Consider the following 20,335-nt stretch of genomic DNA (forward strand, 5'->3'; position numbering starts at 1 on the left):
GAAGAAATTGCGTAATTTTGTCATCCAATGAACACGTCTGAACTTCAGAAGATAAAGCAACGCTACAACATCGTGGGCAACTGCGATGCGTTGAACCATGCGTTGGATGTCGCCCTTCAGGTGGCACCGACCGACCTTTCCGTGCTCATAATCGGAGAAAGTGGCGTGGGAAAGGAAATCATTCCGCGACTCATACACGACAATTCGCCACGCCGGCGTGAGAAGTATTTCGCAATCAACTGCGGCTCCATACCGGAAGGAACAATCGACAGCGAACTGTTCGGACACGAGAAAGGCTCGTTCACGGGTGCCATAGGCGAAAGCGAGGGTTACTTCGGAACAGCCGATAAAGGCACAATATTCCTCGACGAGGTGGGCGAACTGCCCATGGCTACACAGGCAAGACTGCTGCGAGTGCTTGAGACCGGCGAATACATACGCGTGGGCGGGCAGAAGATAATGAAGACAAACGTGCGAATAGTGGCTGCGACCAACGTGAACATGCGCAAGGCCATAAGCGAAGGACGTTTCCGCGAAGACCTGTATTATCGACTGAACACCATTCCTGTGCAGATTCCGCCATTGCGCGACAGAGGCGAAGACATTCTGCTGCTGTTCCGGCTGTTCACGATGCAGATGGCCGAGAAGTACAGAATACCGAAAATAACACTCACAGACGAGGCTAAGGCTCTGATGCTTAAATACAAATGGCCGGGCAATGTGAGACAGCTGAAAAACATCACCGAGCAGATGTCGATACTCTGCAAGACGCGCGAGGTAGACGCAGTGACACTGCAGCAGTTCATCCCGCAGGATCCGGAAAGCACACAGCTGGCAAAGATAGCAGGTTCGGGCTCACACTCATACGAAAGCGAACGGGACATACTTTACAAAATATTATATGAGCTGAGAGGCAACATCAGCGACCTGCGGAGGGAAATGAACAACCTGCGCAAACAGATAGACGACAACAGAAAGATAGACAGCGTGACGACATACGGCAGCAACCTGCCGGCACTGGCTGGTAACAACCACTACGACGCCGTGAACACGCAACCGCAAAGACAACCGTCGATAGAAGACGTGGAAGCTGAAGAGATAAGCGAGGCCGAAAGTCTCAACCTCAACGACATAGGGCGCCAGACAGTCGAGAAAGCCCTCGAACGGAACGGCGGCAACAGAAAGAAAGCCGCACAGGAACTGGGCATTTCAGACAGAACGCTCTATCGAAGAATAAAACAATATGGTCTTGAAAAATAAAAACAAACGCCAAACTATACAGAATTCACCGGAAAGACACATCCGGTTTATGGAAAGACACAGAGCTGCTGTCTTTGCAACCATCGCATGTATTATCGCATTCTGTGCGTCATGCTCCGTTTCGTATAAGTTCAACGGCGCAAGCATAGACTACTCCAAAACAAAAACAATACAGATAGCCGACTTCCCCATACGTTCAAGTTATGTCTGGGGACCGATGGGACCGATGTTCAACAACAAGCTGAAGGATGAGTTTGCCAACAACACACGACTGATACAGGTGAAACGCAACGGCGACCTGAAGATCGAAGGCGAGATAACACAATACTCACAGCGCAACAAGTCGGTTTCGAGTGACGGACACTCGGCACAGACAGAACTGTCTATCACCGTGAACGTAAGATTCACCAACAATGCGAACCACGAGGAGGACTTCGAAAGACAGTTCACAGCAACATCATCATACGAAACAACACAGAGTCTGACTGCCGTGCAGGAAGAACTCGTCACACAGATGATAGAGGACATTGTTGACCAGATATTCAACGCAACAGTGGCCAACTGGTAATCTCCGGAACATCAAACACGACACCGGAATAATTCTAACAATATATAATATAAATAAGGTATATGGATCTGACGCGTCTTATTGAGCATCCGGAACAAATGAACAAGGAAACTCTTTACGAGCTCCGGAGTCTCACCGCGTTGTATCCCTACTACCAGACAGCACGACTGCTGATGCTGCAGAACATGTATCTGCTGCACGACTCGTCGTTTGACGAAGAACTAAGACGTGCCGCCATATACATAACCGACAGAAAGAAGATATTCGAACTGGTGGAGGCTGCGCATTACAAACTGAAAAACCAGCGCGCCAAAGAGCCGGTACAGCAGGAAGAAAAGAAAGAGGAGAAAAACGAAAACCGTACAATATCGCTCATCAATTCTTTCCTCGACTCCATACCGGACGACAAGGAAGAAAAGAAACAAAAGAGAAAACCTACACCTGCCGATGCCGCCATCGACTATGTATCCTATCTGCTTGAAACCGAAAGCGAGGACGAGAAGAACAACGAAAAAGAGGAACCGCAGCTGCGCGGACAGAATCTTATCGACGATTTCATAAACAACGAAGGAGGCAAGATACAGCTTAAGGATGAGCCGGAATATCTCCCACACATTGAAAACCAGGACGATGACAAAAAAGAAATGGACGAAGGCTATTTCACAGAGACACTGGCAAAAATATACATCAAACAAGGAAGATATACCAAAGCTCTTGAAATAATTCAACGATTAAATTTGAATTATCCAAAAAAAAATGCTTACTTTGCAGACCAAATCCGATTTTTAAAGAAATTGATAATAAATAACAAAAATAACAACAAATAAAATGGTTTATACATTATTCGTAATTTTAATTATTATAGCATCGTTGCTGATGATCGGCATCGTGCTTATCCAGGAGTCAAAAGGCGGCGGTCTGGCATCAAACTTTTCCTCCTCTAACGCCATTATGGGCGTACGCAAGACAACAGACGTCGTAGAAAAGGCAACTTGGACTCTTGCTGCAGCAATGGTTGTATTCAGCGTTATCTGCTCTTACACAGCGCCTGTAGCAACAAGCGATCAGAGCGTTCTCGAGAAGACAGCTACTGAAACACAGACAACAAACCCGACCAACACACAGGGATTCGGAGCAAGTCAGCAGCAGACTCCGGCTGGAAACGGCGCACAGAAAGCTGCCCCGAAAGCACCGGCTACACCTGCAAAATAATATTAAGTGATAAAAAAGTGCAGCATTTATTTGCGCAATTCAAATAAATGCTGTATCTTTGCACTCGCTTTCGGAAACGAAGGCACGGACAAAACAAATGGTGGCCGTAGTTCAGTTGGTTAGAGCGTCAGATTGTGGTTCTGAATGTCGTGGGTTCGAGCCCCACCGGCCACCCCAGCGGAGATTTCATTAAAAAAGAAATCTCCGCTTGTTTTTTTAGATATAAATCTCTGATAAGAGGCTCAATAACACACAAATACATTGCCTGGAGACATCAGTCTGTTTCAGAAAAATTATTTAATATATACTCCCGTTAACGTTTTTTATCTAAAAAATTTACATATATATTCATTCTTTTAACTATATTCGCGAATAGATAAACAAACAAAATGGGTAATGAAATATCTGTTTAACTTTGACAAACACGGCAGCTAACCTACATTACCGCCCTAAAAGACGGTAACCAAATCATCTCATGTACCTTTCGATACAGACTTTTGGAAAAACTCATAAAACATTACTACAACAATATAACCAATATTTAAATACTTTCAAAATACACATAACAGAACACATAACTGAAATAAATCAAAAATCAACAATCAATATTTAATTAAACTTCAATTACTAACTAACTTTCTAAGACTATGCAAAAATCAGGTAGAGTAAGCATTGTTACCCTTATTGGCTTGATGCTATGCCTTCTAATAGGGGGAGGTGGGCAAGTCAAAGCCCAAAATGCAAAGGAAATCTCAGGAACGGTTACAGATTCCAAAGGAGAACTTGTTATTAGCGGAACCGTAAAGGTGAAAGATTCAATGACCGCAACAATCACCGATATCAACGGTAAATACAAGATATCGGCACCGACAAACGGTATTCTTGTATTCTCTTATCTTGGTTACACTACACAGGAAATACCGGTTTCTTCCATCTCCGGCAACACCCTTGACGTTGTGTTACAAGAAGAAAGCAACATGCTTGACGAACTCGTAGTCGTTGGTTACGGTACGATGCGTAAGTCAGACTTGACCGGTTCGGTATCCACCACAAAAGGTAAGGATATTATCAAACAGCAGTCGTTCAGTGCACTTGAAGGACTTAAAGGTAAGGCCGCTGGTGTGAACATCTTCACAAACTCAGGTCAGCCCGGTGGTGAAATGCGTGTAATCATCCGTGGTATATCCACCATCAACGCATCAGCCAGCCCGCTTTACATCGTGGACGGTGTTGCAATGTCAGACTTCAACCTCCTCAACCCGAACGACATCGAGTCTATCGAGGTATTGAAGGACGCATCCGCAGCAGCTATCTACGGAGCACGTGGAGCCAACGGTGTAATCATGGTTACAACAAAACGTGGAAATGCAGGCCAAGGAGTTCATATTTCTTATGACGGTTCTGTATCTATAAGCCACATGCAGAGAAAGATGGATGTCATGAACTCTGCCGAATGGATGGCAGCTTTCAAGCAGGGACTTGAAAACGCCAACGCATGGCAGGGCAAAAACTTTGACACTGATCTGTCCAAGATCTTCACAGATGAAAGATTCTTCCGTGCAGACGGAACACCTATTTATGACACAGACTGGCAGGATGAAGCAACTCGTACAGCTATATCCCACAACCATCAGTTGAGCATCCAGCGTACCGGTGAGGATAGCTCTGTAGGTGCATTCCTCAACTATACAGACCAACAAGGTATTCTTCTGAATTCTTACTACAAACGTGTAAACGGTAAACTTTCTTATGATGACAAACCGACAAAGTGGTTGTCAACATCTGTCAACCTCCTAGTAAACCACACATGGGGAAACAGAACAAGTGACGGGCCGTATAACCAAGGACCGCTACGTACAATGATCGAGCAATTACCTTTCTTACCTGTTTCACTTGATGGAGTTTATATACAAAATAATGATTTAATAACAACTGCTATTTTAAATGATAAAGACGATCCATCAAGCGGCTACCAAAGTTTCTCACCGGAAGGTGTTGGAAACCCTGTTGAAATGTTAAAGCGCATTAAATCGATGAGTTACAACACTCAAATTTTTGGAAATGCAGCTCTTACATTCCATTTGATGAAAGGTCTCGAACTAAAAACACAACTTGGTATTGACTATCATAATAACCGTGCATCAAGTTATATCCCATTCACTCCTCATGCTATTCTTGATCAAGGTGCAAATGAAGGATATGCTTCTGCATCAAACTCCAACACACTATACTGGCAGGAAGAAACATATCTGACATGGTTAAAAGATTTTGACAAGCATCACATCAACGCAATGGCCGGTATGTCATGGCAAGCACGCAAATACACTTATTTCAGCGCGTCTGACAGCAAATTTGTTGATGATTACTACGGAATTTACAACCTCGGTTCTGGAAGTAATCGTCCGTCTGTAGGAAGCGACTACGATAAATGGGCTATGAATTCATACTTCCTGCGTGTAGCTTACAACTACGATGACACATATCTGGCAACAGTTACCGCGCGTTATGATGGTTCATCCAAGTTCGGTGAGAACAACAAATACGCGTTCTTCCCATCTGTAGGTCTCGGCTGGATGGCTTCAAACGAAGCATTCCTCAGAGACAACAAGACCATAAGCAAGCTGAAACTACACACCTCATTCGGTCTTACCGGTAACTCAGAAATCGGTACATACCGTTCATTGGCAACAGTGAGCCAGTCAAATGTAATCATCGGCGATGAACTCCATCTTGTTTCTTATCTTGACAATATGCCTAACCCGAACCTGAAATGGGAAAAGACAGCACAGTGGGACTTCGGATTTGAGCTTGGTTTGTTCAACAACAGACTTAACTTCGACATCTCTTATTACTATAAGTACACATCAGACCTTCTGCTCAATCGTCCTGTTCCTGAGTCAACAGGTTTCTCATCAATCATGGACAACATCGGTGCAGTTTCCAACCAAGGTCTCGACATTCTCGTAACAGCCTACCCAATCCAAACAGCTGACTTCCAGTGGACCTCAACTCTTAATATGGGCTTTAACAAAAACCGTGTCGAAAAACTGGACGAAGCCGCTACAGTAGATCCAATTTCTGGCAAGCGTCAGATTACAGTCGACGGATTTGTTGGCTACGACATGCTTATCAGAGAGGGAGAACCACTTTCTTCTTTCTATGGTTACAAACGTGCCGGTATATACGACGGACATCCTGAGAACTGGGATCCTGAGACAATGAACATTCCGTCAACAATCGGAGAAAAGGTTACTTACAAAGAGCGCCAGATCATCGGTAACGGTCTTCCAGACTGGACAGGTTCTTTCATCAATACATTCAACTACAAGAACTTCGACATGACAATCGACTTCCAGTTCTCTTGGGGTGCTGAGGTCATGCAGGAATACTACCACTCTACAGTTGCCCGCTTCCTTACAAACGGTCTTGACCGCCTCTATGAAGAAGCATGGCATCCGACCCTCAATCCTGGTGGCGTTGAACAGGCTATCCGTCTGAACAACTTCGGACAAGGCGCCAACAACCAGGCCGATGACGACTGGGTATGCGACGCTTCATATCTGCGCTGCAACATGATACAGCTCGGTTACACATTCGACAAGAAAACAATCGAGAAACTCGGTCTGTCTGCACTGCGTATCTATGCCAACGTGAACAACCTGTTCCTCATTACATCAAGCGATTATCTCGGATACGATCCTGACAACTCAACACGTCTGGGTGACAACAACTGGGGTGCAAGCCGTCAGTTCTTCTCTTATCCGCGTCCAAGAACATTCACTCTTGGTGTGAACCTTACCTTCTGATAAACCCAACAATAACATTGTAAAACCTAAAAGAACTACAGAATATGAAAAAGCATAAATATATATTAATGCTCGGCGTACTTGTCGCAGCCTTCAGCTTCAGCTCATGCGACAGTTTCCTGGATGAAGACCCCAAGGACATGAAACCTTCCAACAAATTTTGGAAGACAAAAGCCGATGCACAATCAGGTGTTGACGCCCTATATTATGGCGGCGTTTTATATCTGCATGATACAAACTTAGGAACAGGATGGACCCCAAATGCAACAATGTGGCCAGGTATTATATCCGGACTTTATGTTGACAAACGCAAGGACCGTACACTCACCAATGCATCCGAAGGTTGTACATTCAATATTGAATCATTCGACGATCCTGCATTCAGCCTGTGGCATGAATATTATAAAGGCATTTCTCGTGCCAACTTTGTATTGGCAAACATTCCCAGAATGACAAATGTTCTGTCTCAGGATGAAATAAACAACTATTTAGCACAGGGAAAATTTTTCCGCGCTTACGGTTATTTTAATCTGATAAAAGATTTCGGTGATGTGCCTTATATCACAGAACCGTACACATCTCCAGAAAACATGTACGTGGAACCGACACCGGCCGCAGATATCTATAAATATATAGAAACCGATTTACTTGACATAATAAACAATAACGCTCTGCCCGATGTTACATTCTACAACAATGGTGGATACGTAACCCGAGCAATGGCAGAAACTCTCCTTGCAGAAGTTTACCTACAATGGGCAGGTGCTCCTATCAATGGTGGCAACGAATATTATGACAAGGCAGCCAAAATGGCGCTCAAAGTCATCAATAGCGGCACACATCATCTGGAGCAGGCTTCAGGAAGTAGTGATGATTTAAATTCCGCCTTCAACGTAATAAAGACGACGAAATCCTCTGATGAGATAATATTTGCAAAAGAGTACAATTACGCCAGCTACAGTATTGGAAATCCTTATGCTTGTCGTTCTGCGGGAACAGAAGCTACTCTATGGAAAGATGCAAACAATGAGTCTGTATTTAATCCTAACAACAACGTTATGTATAATGCTTATCTTCCATGCAATATGATAATAAACAGCTATGCTCCTGAAGATATCCGTGGTCATGAGAAACAATTTTTCTTTAAAGAGTACACTGATGCAACCGGAATCAGCCATGAATTCAATAATATAGCGAATTGGATGTGGTTTGACGAGAAAGCATTAACAGAAGGTCATGACGGCGACTATAATGTTCCCATCATGCGCTACTCAGAGGTACTGCTCATCGCAGCCGAAGGTCTGGCACGCACAGGACATGAGGCAAACACAGAAGGTGGAGCACTCTACTATCTGAACCAGGTACGCAAACGTGCAGGTCTGCCTGACGAGACAGCAACAGGAGATGCGCTGATACAGTCAATCCTTACAGAACGCCTGCATGAGTTCCCGCTCGAGTTCAAGGTTTGGGACGACATCCGCCGTACACGCCTCTATCCGGAAGCAGACGGTGTGAACTCAGGCAAACTGAAATGGACTCCGCTGACCAATGCAACCATACAGAATAAGCCTGATGGCAGTACTAAGGTGGGCGCACTGCCTGAGTACGTACTGTTATGGCCGATCCCGCTGGATGAAATGCAGAGAAACCCGGCATTGGAAGGTCACCAGAACCCAGGTTGGAACTAAGCGACAGACTGCGCAAAAAAACATCTTGCGGCAATCGCCGCAAGATGCCAAAACATAGTCTATATTAACCGCAATGCCGGCAGGAAGCATGCCGGACTACCTGAAAAAATCCCCGGAACAGCCCAAAGCAGTTCCGGGGATTTCTGTTTGCTATCTTATAATATCCGTAAGATGTTACACGGCATAGATATAATGACGTGATGCAGCCCGAAGAAAAACCGTATCACAGGACATCATAGCTCAATACTCATAATCTACCTGCGACCATTCATCATCTACAGTGAACGTAAAACTGCGTCCCGAGCCCGGAGATGCTCCGAAGAAAACACCGGAATACTGAGTCACCTGATTCCGTTCGACCGGCACATCATCAAATTCACGCTCGTCCACCACTCCATCCGAAGAATTGAGAGCCGTAACCGTGATGTCGAGCGAACGTCCGTCGCTGTGCGGAAAAGTATATATCTCATACGACGACGGTGCACTGTGTGCAGCAGCCGGCACATCACGCACCTCTGTCTGACGGGAGTTCACACAGCCATATCCGCTCACAGCGTCGAAAGTGCTGCTGCCTCCGGTATAATAAAACTTCATCCTGTTCACTGCAGCCGGAACATTGTCTTCCACCACAAGCCTCACCATAGCCACCGCACGTCCGAGCGTCAGATCGTAAGAAGACTCATCCCCCACTGTTATGTCGCCGCAATAATAGAACGTATCCGTGACTTTGTTGTCCTTGAACTTTATTTCTTCAGGCGAAGTTATGGTGGCCGCTCCGTCGCCATTGTGGGCTATCACCACCACTGTGTACTCACCCTCGGCCAGCGCCACCGTGACATGCCCGAATCCGCTGTCGTCTTTCGCCTGCCTCACTATGGCCACTCTGTTGTCGCCGTCGAATACAGCAAGCTCAAGACGCGTGCACACCTTGCTCACATCCGTCACATTTCGGGCAGAATACATACCGTCACCGAAAGGCATCATCTCAACATTGCAAACGTTGAACTCCACCTTTATTCCTCCTTCCATCTGCTGGTCACCTCCGTCAGGGCTGTCGTCACCGTCGGTCACAGGCTGCTCGCACGCAACAAACGTCAGCACACCGGCCATACAAAATGCCACCGGAAGACAAAGCCATATTTTCCTCATAATGATTCAGATTTTTAGTTTTATGCAAATATAGAGAAAGGCGAGAGCAACGGTAAAGAGGAGAAACCGAGTTTCTTCAGATTTGACATTGCCGAGCCGAATCCTATATTATGCAAATATAGCAATTATATGACGAAGCACAAAGCCCCCTGACATCATTTTGTTCAGGGTGCGACAGCTCCATGTCCGATTCATTGGCGGTCGTGACGCTGGAAAGCCACACGTGGCGTTTCGTCACGACAATATATAATGCCACATCTTGTGAATCCCGCCTTCTGTAGAAAACCGAGCATGGGCGCATTGTCAGCATGAGTGTCTATGCGCAGATTAGCACACCGCGTCATGCTCCACTCCACCGCCGTACGCGCCACCCCTCCACATACGCCACGCGAAGCCAGCCGGTGGATGGTGGCGTAGGCATCGTCGTCGAGCCAGTTACCGTCTTCTATCACGGCATAAGTGAGATCATCACCTTCTACAAGACAGAACGTGCCGACAACTCCCAGACCGTCATGTTCCACCACAAAACAATGGCCCGCCGCCACATCAGACTCCACCTGCAATGCGTCCGGATAGCCGTCGGCCCACTGAGTAGGATTGCCGTTTTCGGCCATGAAGCGCCGTGCTTGTGCAAAAACATCGAGCAGAGCCGGGATGTCCGCCGCCACAGCCTGCCTGACACTCAAAAGAGAAAAATCCTTGTCCATATAATAATCTTCATAATATACAACAACCATACACCGGCCATAAGCGCGCAGTCAGCAACATATATGCAGACAATTCCGGCATACATGCCACAGCCTTCGTCCTTCGCCGACAGCCTGTTGTCAAAGCCACATCCTTAAAATCGGTCATTGACGGACCGAAAACCTGTGTTATACAAACACAGCGAAAGGCGAGCGCAACGGCGGACGGAAAGCAATATAGCTTTACGAAACGACATTGACGAGCCGCAGCCTGTGTTATACAAATATAATGAAAGACCGGCGCTGCGACAAAAAAAGAACACAAATTTTTCATGCCACGCAGCCGTCCGGTCAGTATCTATTGGGAATGATTATATAAATTTGCACTCGTATGATGAACCCGAACTATGGCAAAACAACCCGCTGTCTCACTCAAAGACAAAGAAACTACATATCTGCGGAAATCAAGTGAGGATTGGTTTAGAGAAAAAGCCTGCGACATCAGACACGAATCGGCATTGTTTCTTTCGGCTTGGATGAAACAATATGGGCGACTTTCTAATTGTAACCGGATTTTGATTTTTCCGTCTGAGTTTTCAGTTCTACCCCAAAAATTAAGCGAGTATTTGCGGACCGACTCACCTTCGGACGCAAATACTCGAAAAATAAGGACGTTACGCAAATTATTGAACACCAGCAACTTATATACAGGTACCATTTTTTCGTCCTGCAATAAGCACCATTTCAGCATGTGATATTGCCTGTTTCAGGGCCTGAAATGCGCAATATCACACCCTGAAATGGACGGAACCACAGGCTAAAACGGGCATAAACGGAATGCCGGATGAATCATTCCGGATTGCATTACAGGGTATGTGGCAATGAGGTACGGGCAGATATGGCCTTTGTTGTGTCTGATTTAACATTCCTTCACATCTCTTTTGCGATTTTATTTTGTCAAAAAAAAGTCAAGAAAATCCGTAACTCCGTCGTCTGAGTTTTCATAAAATATACAGACATGAGGCATGAAAAGAAGTAAGGGATGTATGCACCGGTTTTGAGAAAATGATTTACCGGTTGGATAAACGCTGATTTGTCGTTACGCGACGAACCGCGCCGTCACGGTTTATGCCATACCTCGTTGTCTGGAAATTTTGCGCCAATACATGGTACTTCGTGAATAAAAAACAGTCGCTGATGGATTTACACAGAGCTGTAAACCACCGAAACAGAAGGACATGCATACAAAAAAAGTCCCCGGACCGCTCTGGTCTGAGGACTTTTTCTCTGGAATCGTGGAGCTGGAGGGAGTTGAACCCTCGTCCAAACAGGGAAACCATACGCTTTCTACACGCTTATTCCGGCCTTCGGTTTTCGTGCTGTGGCAAGACCCGGACCACCAACCACAACCTTATCCCCTAAAATTTCGCCGTCGCGGTGGGGCCCGCGCCGACTATTCCCGATTTAACCGCACCGCCGGTTCGGAATGCTTCGGGACAAGAGCTTCCGGGCGATGTCTCGTCCTGTCACCTTGTGACTGGATTAAGCCAGTAATCTACTGTACTTCGATTAGGCAGCGAGAGCGTAATTGTTTTCGCCAGATAAATTTTCGACTGCTGATATTATGGAGCCGGCAGACGAAGCTCCGCGTGCTTACATACCATTTCTGCCCGCTGTCAAATCCGGTCAGCCCCGGTTTGTGTGCGCCGCCACAACGGCCGTGCACAAGGCGGAACAACGGCAGGAAGCCATAATTCCATGCGTGCAAAGATACTAATTATTTCGTTCACGACAATGATTTTTGGGCTTTTTCGTGTCATTAACATATCCACCTTATTATTTCTTGATAAAAATTACGTACCTTTGCAACAAAATAGGACAAACGGAGTTATATTATCAGAACATTAAAAGAAACAAAGGTAACCAATGATTGAAGAAACACTGCAGGACGGTATGGGCAGAACGCAGCGCGCCATAAAGAGAGCCACGGATATCGTTTGCTCGGCCATAGGACTGGTGGTGTTGTCGCCGGTTTTTCTGGTTATCATGATTCTGATGAAATGTCAGAAAAACGGTCCTATCTTCTTCCGACAGATCAGAATAGGATACGGAGCCAAACCGTTCGTGATATTCAAATTCCGTACCATGAGCAGCGTGATTGAGGAGAACGGGCCACAGCTCGTGGCACGCTGCGACAACACCAACTCCACACCTTTGGAGCAGTTTCTACGCGGCCATCATCTCGACGAGCTTCCACAGATATGGAATGTTCTGCGCGGCGACATGTCGCTTGTGGGCCCGCGTCCCGAACGCAAGTATTTCATAGACCAGATAATGGCGGTGGACGACAGTTACAGGATAATCTACCGCATGCGGCCGGGCCTCACATCGGAAGCCACACTGTACAACGGCTACACCGACACGATGGAGAAAATGATACGGCGCCTGCACATGGACATCGACTACTACCGCCGGCGTTCGGTATGGCTCGACTTCAAGATTGCGGCCAAAACCGTGATATGCATCGTAACAGGAAAAAAATTCTAACATATATATATGAAGAAACTTATCGCATTTGTCTTTCTTATCATGCTCATACCCGTATGCGCATCGGCACAGTCGACAATGACCGACGACCAGGTGCTCGAATTTGTGGTGCAGGAGCATGAAAAGGGAACCTCCCAACAGCAGATAGTAACAAAACTGATACAGCGCGGTGTGGACATACAGCAGATACGCCGCGTTAGAAGCAAATATGAAAACCAGATAAACAGCCAGGGGCTGGGCTACGTGGCCGACAAAGCCATGAACGAGACGGAGAACAGGATGCGCACAGCCAACGGCAAGACCAAGAACTCCGCCGACAACAACAAGACCGGGCTGAACCAGCAGGACAACTATTCGAACTACAGAATATACGACGAAATGGCGCCCGTGCAGCAGTATGACGAGAGCGACCCTACGTTCCTGCAGTTCCAGAACGAGCTGGGACTCATTCTGCCCACCGATACGGCGACAATGCTCAAGCAACTCATAGCCGAACGCGAGAAGATGAAGAAACGCGTGTTCGGACGCGACATATTCAACAACAAGAACCTCACGTTCGAACCTAACATGAACATCGCCACTCCGCAGAACTATATTCTCGGACCGGGCGATGCAGTGATAATAGACGTATACGGAGCTTCGCAGAAGGTGATAAACTCAACAGTGTCGCCCGACGGCGATGTGACAATAGAAGGCTTCGGCCCGATACAGGTGAGCGGACTCACCGTGCAGCAGGCCAACGCCCGCATAAAGTCGCAGCTCGGAGCCCGATACAGCAGTAGCAAGGTGAGACTGACGCTCGGCCAGACACGCACCATCACCGTAAACGTAATGGGTGAGGTGGCGCTCCCGGGCACATACACACTGTCGGCATTCGCCTCTGTGTTCCACGCACTTTACATGGCCGGCGGAACCAACGACATAGGTACGCTGCGCAACATCAAGGTTTACCGCAACAACAAACTGGTGAGCACAGTCGACATATACGACTACATACTCAACGGCAAACTGACCGGCAACGTCAGATTGGCCGACGGCGACGTGATAACCGTAGAACCGTACGACTGCCTGGTGAACATCACCGGTAAGGTGAAACGTCCGATGTACTACGAAATGAAGAAGAACGAAAGCGTCGGCACACTGCTCAAGTATGCCGGAGGATTCGCCGGTGACGCCTACCGCAAGGCCGTACGACTGGTGCGCAAGACCGGACGCGACTACTCGGTGTTCAACATCACTGAGTTCGACATGAACACATTCCACGTGGCCGACGGCGACTCGGTAAGCGTGGACTCAATACTCAACCGCTTCTCCAACATGGTTGAGGTGAAAGGTGCGGTGTTCCGTCCCGGCATGTATCAGGTGGGCGGCGACATAACAAGCGTCAGATCACTCATCGAACACGCTGAAGGACTGAAGGAAGACGCATTCACTGCGCGCGCCGTGATGCACCGCATGAAGGAAGACCGCACGCTGGAGGTGCTGAGTGTCGACGTGGACGGAATAATGAAAGGCACCGCCCCGGACGTGCCGCTCAGAGAGAACGATGTGCTCTTCATACCTACCAAGTCTGAAAGACAGATGCAACGCACCATAACCATACACGGCGAGGTGAACTATCCCGGCATATATCAGTATGCAGACAACGAGACGATAGAAGACTTCGTACTGCAGGCCGGAGGACTGAAGGACGCAGCATCCACAGTGAAGGTGGACGTGGCACGACGCATCAACAACCCGAAGGCCCTGCGACCTGACAGCGTAATATCGCAGACCTTCACAATGGCTCTGAAAGACGGTTTCGTCATCGACGGCCAGCCGGGCTTCACACTCATGCCGTTCGACGAGGTGTACGTGCGCAAGAGCCCCGGATACAACCAGCAGCAGAATGTTGAGGTGGAAGGCAACGTGATGTTCGCCGGAACCTACACCCTCACATCGAAGAACGAACGTCTGTCTGACATCATCAAGAAAGCCGGCGGACTGAACGACCGTGCATATGCCGAAGGAGCACGAATAGAACGTAAACGCACACCGGAAGAGCAGATGAGAGACGAGACTCTGCTCAAACTGGCCAAGGCACAGAGCGGCGACACCATCGACGTGAAGAAACTCGACATCGGCACTACATACCCTGTGGGTATAGAACTTGATAAGGCTCTGAAGGAACCGGGCGGTGATGCCGACCTCGTGCTGCGCGAAGGCGACCGCATCATCATACCGGAATACAACGGAACGGTGAAGATAAGCGGCGACGTTCTCTTCCCCAACACAGTGTCGTATGAAAAAGGCAAGAAGGTGTCCTACTACATCGACCAGGCCGGCGGATGGGGCAACCGCGCAAAGAAGAGCCAGACCTACATCATATACATGAACGGAACTGTAGCCAAAGTGGGCCACGGCACGAAGGTGCGCCCGGGCTGCGAGATTGTGGTCCCGAGCAAACCTAAGAGCGACGGCAAATCGCTCGCACAATGGCTTGCTATAGGAAGCTCCACAGCTTCGATTGCAACGATGATTGCGACAATGGTGAATCTGTTGAAATAAGAAGGTCAAATATCAACAAAAGACATTGTAATAAGATGGAAGATATAAAACAAATTGATTTTGTAAAGATTGCCAAAACAATACGAAAACATCTAAAAACTTACGCAATATCACTACCGACTGCGTTCATCCTGTCATGCTTGCTGATAATATGCGTTCCACGCTACTACCGTTGTACAGTAACACTAGCACCTGAGATGTCAAATTTAAGTTCGAGTTCTCTGAGTCAAGTAGCCTCATCTTTCGGTTTCGACATCTCATCAGCTTCTGGTGTAAGCGGTGATGCCATACTACCAGAATTATATCCTGATTTGGTTAATTCTGTAAATTTCCGAACAAGTCTTTTCCATATAATGGTAAAAACAGACGATGGCTGTTTAAAAACCACATACTATGATTATTTATTAAATCATCAAAAAACACCGTGGTGGACCACAGTCATAAATTGGTGTAAAAATCTATTTAGCAAAAAAGAAGAAGAGAAACAGAGCAATAATAAGATTGATCCATTCCGTCTTACCAAACAACAGAATAGCATTTTAATGACACTGGAAAACAAAATAACCTGCAGTGTTGACAAAAAAAATAATGTGATAGCAATTATCATTGAGGATCAAGATCCTTTAATTTGTGCAACAATGGCCGATTCTGTAAAAAATAAATTACAATATTTCATAACCGACTATCGCACAAGCAAAGCACGTAACGATCTCGCTTATACAGAAAAGCTTTATAATGACGCAAAATCAAGATATGTAAAATCGAGACAAACATATGCTTCATTTGCAGATGCAAATGAAGGTCTAATTTTGGAAAGTTATAAATCAAAGTTGGAAGATTTGGAAAATGAAATGCAGCTTAACTTTAACACATACACAATGATGTCCAACCAACTTCAGGCAGCAAGAGCAAAAGTTCAGGAGCGAACACCTGCATTTACAACTCTACAGTCTGCGTCTGTGCCACTTAAGCCGGCAGGACCTAAAAGAATGATATTCGTTGCAGTAATAACACTTCTTACTTTTATTGGAACAACAATAAAAATATTATATAAAGAAAATATATGATATACATATTGTTGTCTATCTATTTGCTGATTTATATCGTTTCAATCTTTGAAGAAAGATTGAAACGATACAATAAAACGATATACATATCATCTGGTATTATTTTATTTTTATGCGCAGCTTTTAAAGAAATAGGTTTTGACAACGATTCTGAGAACTATGAATTTTTCTTTTACAACTACGATGATCCATATGTGCAACTCGCAGTTGAATATTCTTATCTATTAATATCACGCATACTAAATTATTTTACAGAGGACGTTCATTCTATATTCTTCATATATTCAGGTATTGGCATTTTATTAAAAATGACTGCCATAAAAAGGTTATCTGAACTTTGGTTCTTACCAATGCTCGTATATATGGGAAATTATTATATCTTACATGATCTTACCCAGATAAGAGCGTGTATCGTATCCGGAATATTCTTAATAGCCATCATTCCTCTGGCAGAAAATAAAAAGGGATTAGTTGCAATATTATTACTCATTGCTTGTTTTTTCCATTACTCAACATTAGCTCTGTTTCCAGCCCTGCTTCTTAATAATAATGATATGAACAAACGCTCAAGATTGTTATGGGCAATGTTAGTTCCCATAGGATATATTTTATGTATAGCAAATGTAAATTTAATGACAGAAATACCGATTCCTTATATTGGAGAAAAGATTTCATCATACCAGGAACTTAGCGAACGTGGAATAAAAGGTAGTGAGATAAATATATTTAACGCTGTTTTTGTAGTAACTTGGTTTACATATTTATATATATTATATTTTTATGATACAGTAATAAAATACAACAAATATCTTCCTATTATGTTAAAACTTACAGGTGTGTCGATATTATCTTTCCTATTACTATCGTTTCTACCTGTTTTAGCTTTTCGAGTAAGTGAACTTTACGGTATTGTAGAGATATTTATATTTGCAAACATATATTACACAATAAAACCGAAATGGCTTGCAAAATCTGTCGTAAGTATAGTTGGTATTGCAATGTTTATGATAAATGCATTTTACGCTGAATTTTTACATCCATAATAATTATGAATATTAACCATATATTCAAAGGAGATAAACGAACTTCACTGGTAAAGAAAAATATTGCCGGTTCTTTATTAATTAAAGGATGGAGTTGTATCATACAATTTCTTATAGTTCCTTTATCATTAAATTGTCTTTCAAGCTATGAATATGGATTATGGCTTACAATTAACTCTATATTCATGAGTATCGATGCCATCGATATAGGATTAGGAAATGGACTTAGAAATAAATTAGCTGAAGCATTAGCAAAAAATGATAAATTAACAGCCAAAAAACTTGTTAGTAGCACATTTGGAATGCTCATAATAAGTATTATTCCATTAATATTTATTTTATCATCCATCATTTCAATAATCGATTGCTACAAATTAATGAATGTAGATCCCATTTTGGTTCCACATCTAAAAGAAATACTTATAGCATCACTCACAATTATGGGAGCTACCTTTATATTTAAATTTATTGGAAACATTTATCTTGGATTACAACTACCTGCAATAAATAACCTACTTGTAGTATTAGGTCAAACGGTATCACTATTAATCCTGTACATAATCTCCATATCAGGGAAAAGTAATCTCACTACTGTTGTTATTGCATTCACAGCATCACCTTTATTTATTTATTTAATAGCATATCCTATTACTTTCAAATGGAAATACAGATATCTATCACCATCTATAATATTCATTAATAAAAAAATTTGTAAAGATCTTCTTTCGTTAGGATTATCATTCTTCATAATACAAATATCAGGACTATTACTATTTATGTCATCTAATTTTATTATAACAAAAGTATTAAATCCTGCCGAAGTAACACCTTATCAAGTCTCATACAGATATTTTAACATTCTATATTTAATCTTTACCATAATTGTTTCACCTTTATGGTCTGCTACAACTGACGCATATACAAAAAATGATTGGAAATGGATTAATAATGTTATAAAAAATATCAATAGACTCCTACTTGTATGTATCCCTGTTATAATTATAATGTTCCTATTTTCTCCAATTTTTTATAAAATATGGGTTGGAAATAAAGTTAACATAAACACTTACTTATCTGTATTAATGGCAATATACAGTTATATTATGGTAATAAGCAATTGCTATTCATATATTTTATTCGGAATTGGTAAAATAAAACTTATGACAATTTTAGCGATTTGTGAGACAATCGTTTTCATTCCAATAGAATTTATAACATGTCATTATTATGGAACAAATGGACTAGTTATAACACTTATTATTGCAACTATAATATGCGCATCCATTAATTACATTCAGTTTAAAAAGATATCACAAAACAAAGCAAAAGGAATATGGGACAAATAATAAAATTTATATATGTTTTCTTTAAATTTATATATCGAATATATAAAAGCATTTATACACTCTTTATCCACTATCTCGTTAAACAATGCGGCAAGAATCTTAAAGTAGTTCCAAATATAAAAATTATTGGTGGAGATTGTATCTCTATTGGCAATAATGTTATCATAAGAAAACATTCCATAATTGCAGCACAAATAAAATATCACAAACAAAAATTTCGCCCCAATATAATAATTGAAGACAATGTGGATTTAGGAGAATCCTGCTTTATTACTTCAATCAGCAATATTTCAATAGGAAAGGGAACCACAACAGGTCGATTAGTTACCATTACAGATAATGCACACGGAACGACCACATTAAAAGACATGAAAAAATATATTCCAGATAGGATTGTTGTTTCCAAAGGACCAGTACATATTGGAAAAAATGTTTGGATTGGAGATAAAGTAACAATATTGCCAAATGTCACAATTGGAGATGGTGCTATAATTGGGGCAAATGCTGTTGTATCAAAAGATATACCTCCATATTGTATTGCTATTGGTATTCCTGCAAAAGTTATAAAAAATTTGAATGATGAATAACGATATTTCAATTATAATTGTACTATACAATCCATCTGAAGACGATATATGTAATGTAAGAAACGTTGCAAAACATTATCGTGGAGTCATTGTGGACAACTCAGAAAAGCCAATCACTTCAGACAGGAAAATAGAGAGGATGTATTATATCTGTAACAAAGCAAACAAGGGAATTGCAGAAGCACAGAATACAGGAATACGAATAATGATGCAGAAAGGGACGGACTATTTTGTATTCTTTGACCAAGACAGCCGCACTGAAGAAGATTATCCCTCGCGCATAGTAGAAGCTTTCATAAAGGCTAGGACAGAACACCTGAATCTCGCCATGCTCGGACCTACCGTGAAACGTAAGAACAACGGCAAGGAATACAAGTCTGCAATACACAAGGACAAATATGTAAGCGAAAATTTCATTCCCCGACGCGATGTGATATCATCCGGATGCTGCATATCTGCTGATGCCATCAGAACCGTAGGCATTTACGACGATCGTCTGTTTATAGATTATGTTGATTACGAATGGTGCTGGAGAGCTGAATCAAAGGGGCTGGTTTGCGGAATAACCCCGAATATAAGCATTGTCCATAAAGTCGGACAAAGAGAAATAAAGATAGGCAGACAAATTGTAATAATATCCAAACCATTCCGCTACTTTTATCAATACCGCAACTATCTTTGGCTTTTACGTCGAAAATATGTACCTTTGCAATGGAAAATTGCTATAGGTATAAAGTTTTCTATGCGACTCATTTACTTTCCATTATTCATAAAGGGAGGATATGAATGTTGGAAAAACATGATCAAAGGTATTCTAAAAGGTATATAA

15 protein-coding genes, 1 tRNA gene and 1 other RNA gene are annotated in these 20,335 nt (G+C 43.6%); 14 read left to right on the plus strand and 3 right to left on the minus strand.

Features of this window, described 5'->3' with window-relative positions; genetic code table 11:
• Window positions 1-27: 27 nt before the first annotated feature.
• From WKT13_RS08590 to WKT13_RS08620, 7 genes are all read left to right on the plus strand, one after another.
• The gene (locus WKT13_RS08590; protein WP_298618476.1) at window positions 28-1,260 is read left to right on the plus strand and encodes a sigma-54 interaction domain-containing protein; all 1,233 of its coding nucleotides are present in this window, start codon (window positions 28-30) and stop codon (window positions 1,258-1,260) included.
• Window positions 1,261-1,309: 49 nt separating this feature from the next.
• Window positions 1,310-1,828, plus strand: a complete 519-nt coding sequence (locus WKT13_RS08595; RefSeq protein WP_298618477.1) for an LptE family protein — start codon at window positions 1,310-1,312, stop codon at window positions 1,826-1,828.
• 62 nt (window positions 1,829-1,890) lie between these two features.
• On the plus strand, window positions 1,891-2,655 hold the full coding sequence (locus tag WKT13_RS08600) for a tetratricopeptide repeat protein (RefSeq protein WP_298618478.1): 765 nt from the start codon (window positions 1,891-1,893) through the stop codon (window positions 2,653-2,655).
• 1 nt (window position 2,656) lies between these two features.
• Complete coding sequence (gene secG, locus WKT13_RS08605) at window positions 2,657-3,040, plus strand: preprotein translocase subunit SecG (protein ID WP_298618479.1); 384 nt, start codon at window positions 2,657-2,659, stop codon at window positions 3,038-3,040.
• A gap of 100 nt (window positions 3,041-3,140) precedes the next feature.
• Window positions 3,141-3,217 (plus strand) — tRNA-His (locus WKT13_RS08610).
• Window positions 3,218-3,687: 470 nt separating this feature from the next.
• Window positions 3,688-6,846: a SusC/RagA family TonB-linked outer membrane protein gene (locus WKT13_RS08615; protein ID WP_445323594.1), complete on the plus strand. Its 3,159-nt coding sequence runs from the start codon at window positions 3,688-3,690 to the stop codon at window positions 6,844-6,846.
• Window positions 6,847-6,890: 44 nt separating this feature from the next.
• On the plus strand, window positions 6,891-8,534 hold the full coding sequence (locus WKT13_RS08620; protein WP_340323572.1) for a RagB/SusD family nutrient uptake outer membrane protein: 1,644 nt from the start codon (window positions 6,891-6,893) through the stop codon (window positions 8,532-8,534).
• Window positions 8,535-8,774: 240 nt separating this feature from the next.
• Here the strand turns inward: WKT13_RS08620 and WKT13_RS08625 are convergent, their stop codons facing one another.
• The 3 genes from WKT13_RS08625 to ssrA all read right to left on the minus strand — a co-directional run bounded on the left by WKT13_RS08625 (window position 8,775) and on the right by ssrA (window position 12,063).
• Window positions 8,775-9,683 carry a FimB/Mfa2 family fimbrial subunit gene (locus tag WKT13_RS08625; RefSeq protein ID WP_340323573.1) on the minus strand — a complete coding sequence of 303 codons (909 nt, stop codon included), beginning with the start codon at window positions 9,681-9,683 and terminating at the stop codon, window positions 8,775-8,777.
• A gap of 191 nt (window positions 9,684-9,874) precedes the next feature.
• On the minus strand, window positions 9,875-10,390 hold the full coding sequence (locus WKT13_RS08630) for a GNAT family N-acetyltransferase (protein WP_340323574.1): 516 nt from the start codon (window positions 10,388-10,390) through the stop codon (window positions 9,875-9,877).
• A gap of 1,272 nt (window positions 10,391-11,662) precedes the next feature.
• Window positions 11,663-12,063, minus strand: a transfer-messenger RNA (tmRNA) gene (ssrA, locus tag WKT13_RS08635).
• Window positions 12,064-12,295: 232 nt separating this feature from the next.
• Between ssrA and WKT13_RS08640 the strand changes: the two genes are divergently transcribed.
• From WKT13_RS08640 to WKT13_RS08670, 7 genes are read left to right on the plus strand one after another with little or no spacing between them, the layout of a single operon-like run.
• Window positions 12,296-12,916, plus strand: a complete 621-nt coding sequence (locus WKT13_RS08640; RefSeq protein WP_298618484.1) for a sugar transferase — start codon at window positions 12,296-12,298, stop codon at window positions 12,914-12,916.
• 9 nt (window positions 12,917-12,925) lie between these two features.
• Window positions 12,926-15,463, plus strand: coding sequence for an SLBB domain-containing protein (locus WKT13_RS08645; protein ID WP_298618485.1), 2,538 nt, complete (start codon window positions 12,926-12,928; stop codon window positions 15,461-15,463).
• Between the two features lie 35 nt (window positions 15,464-15,498).
• A complete protein-coding gene (locus WKT13_RS08650) occupies window positions 15,499-16,530 on the plus strand; it encodes a chain-length determining protein (protein ID WP_340323575.1) in 1,032 nt (343 codons plus the stop codon).
• A complete protein-coding gene (locus tag WKT13_RS08655) occupies window positions 16,527-17,573 on the plus strand; it encodes an EpsG family protein (RefSeq protein ID WP_340323576.1) in 1,047 nt (348 codons plus the stop codon). The genes WKT13_RS08650 and WKT13_RS08655 overlap by 4 nt, the downstream gene beginning before the upstream one ends.
• A 5-nt stretch (window positions 17,574-17,578) precedes the next feature.
• On the plus strand, window positions 17,579-18,919 hold the full coding sequence (locus WKT13_RS08660; RefSeq protein ID WP_340323577.1) for a lipopolysaccharide biosynthesis protein: 1,341 nt from the start codon (window positions 17,579-17,581) through the stop codon (window positions 18,917-18,919).
• The gene (locus tag WKT13_RS08665) at window positions 18,907-19,506 is read left to right on the plus strand and encodes an acyltransferase (RefSeq protein WP_340323578.1); all 600 of its coding nucleotides are present in this window, start codon (window positions 18,907-18,909) and stop codon (window positions 19,504-19,506) included. Before WKT13_RS08660 ends, WKT13_RS08665 begins: the two co-directional genes overlap by 13 nt.
• Window positions 19,496-20,335 carry a glycosyltransferase gene (locus WKT13_RS08670; protein ID WP_340323579.1) on the plus strand — a complete coding sequence of 280 codons (840 nt, stop codon included), beginning with the start codon at window positions 19,496-19,498 and terminating at the stop codon, window positions 20,333-20,335. Before WKT13_RS08665 ends, WKT13_RS08670 begins: the two co-directional genes overlap by 11 nt.

The sequence above is a fragment of the Prevotella sp. HCN-7019 genome, from assembly GCF_037890215.1.
Lineage (GTDB): Bacteria > Bacteroidota > Bacteroidia > Bacteroidales > Bacteroidaceae > Prevotella.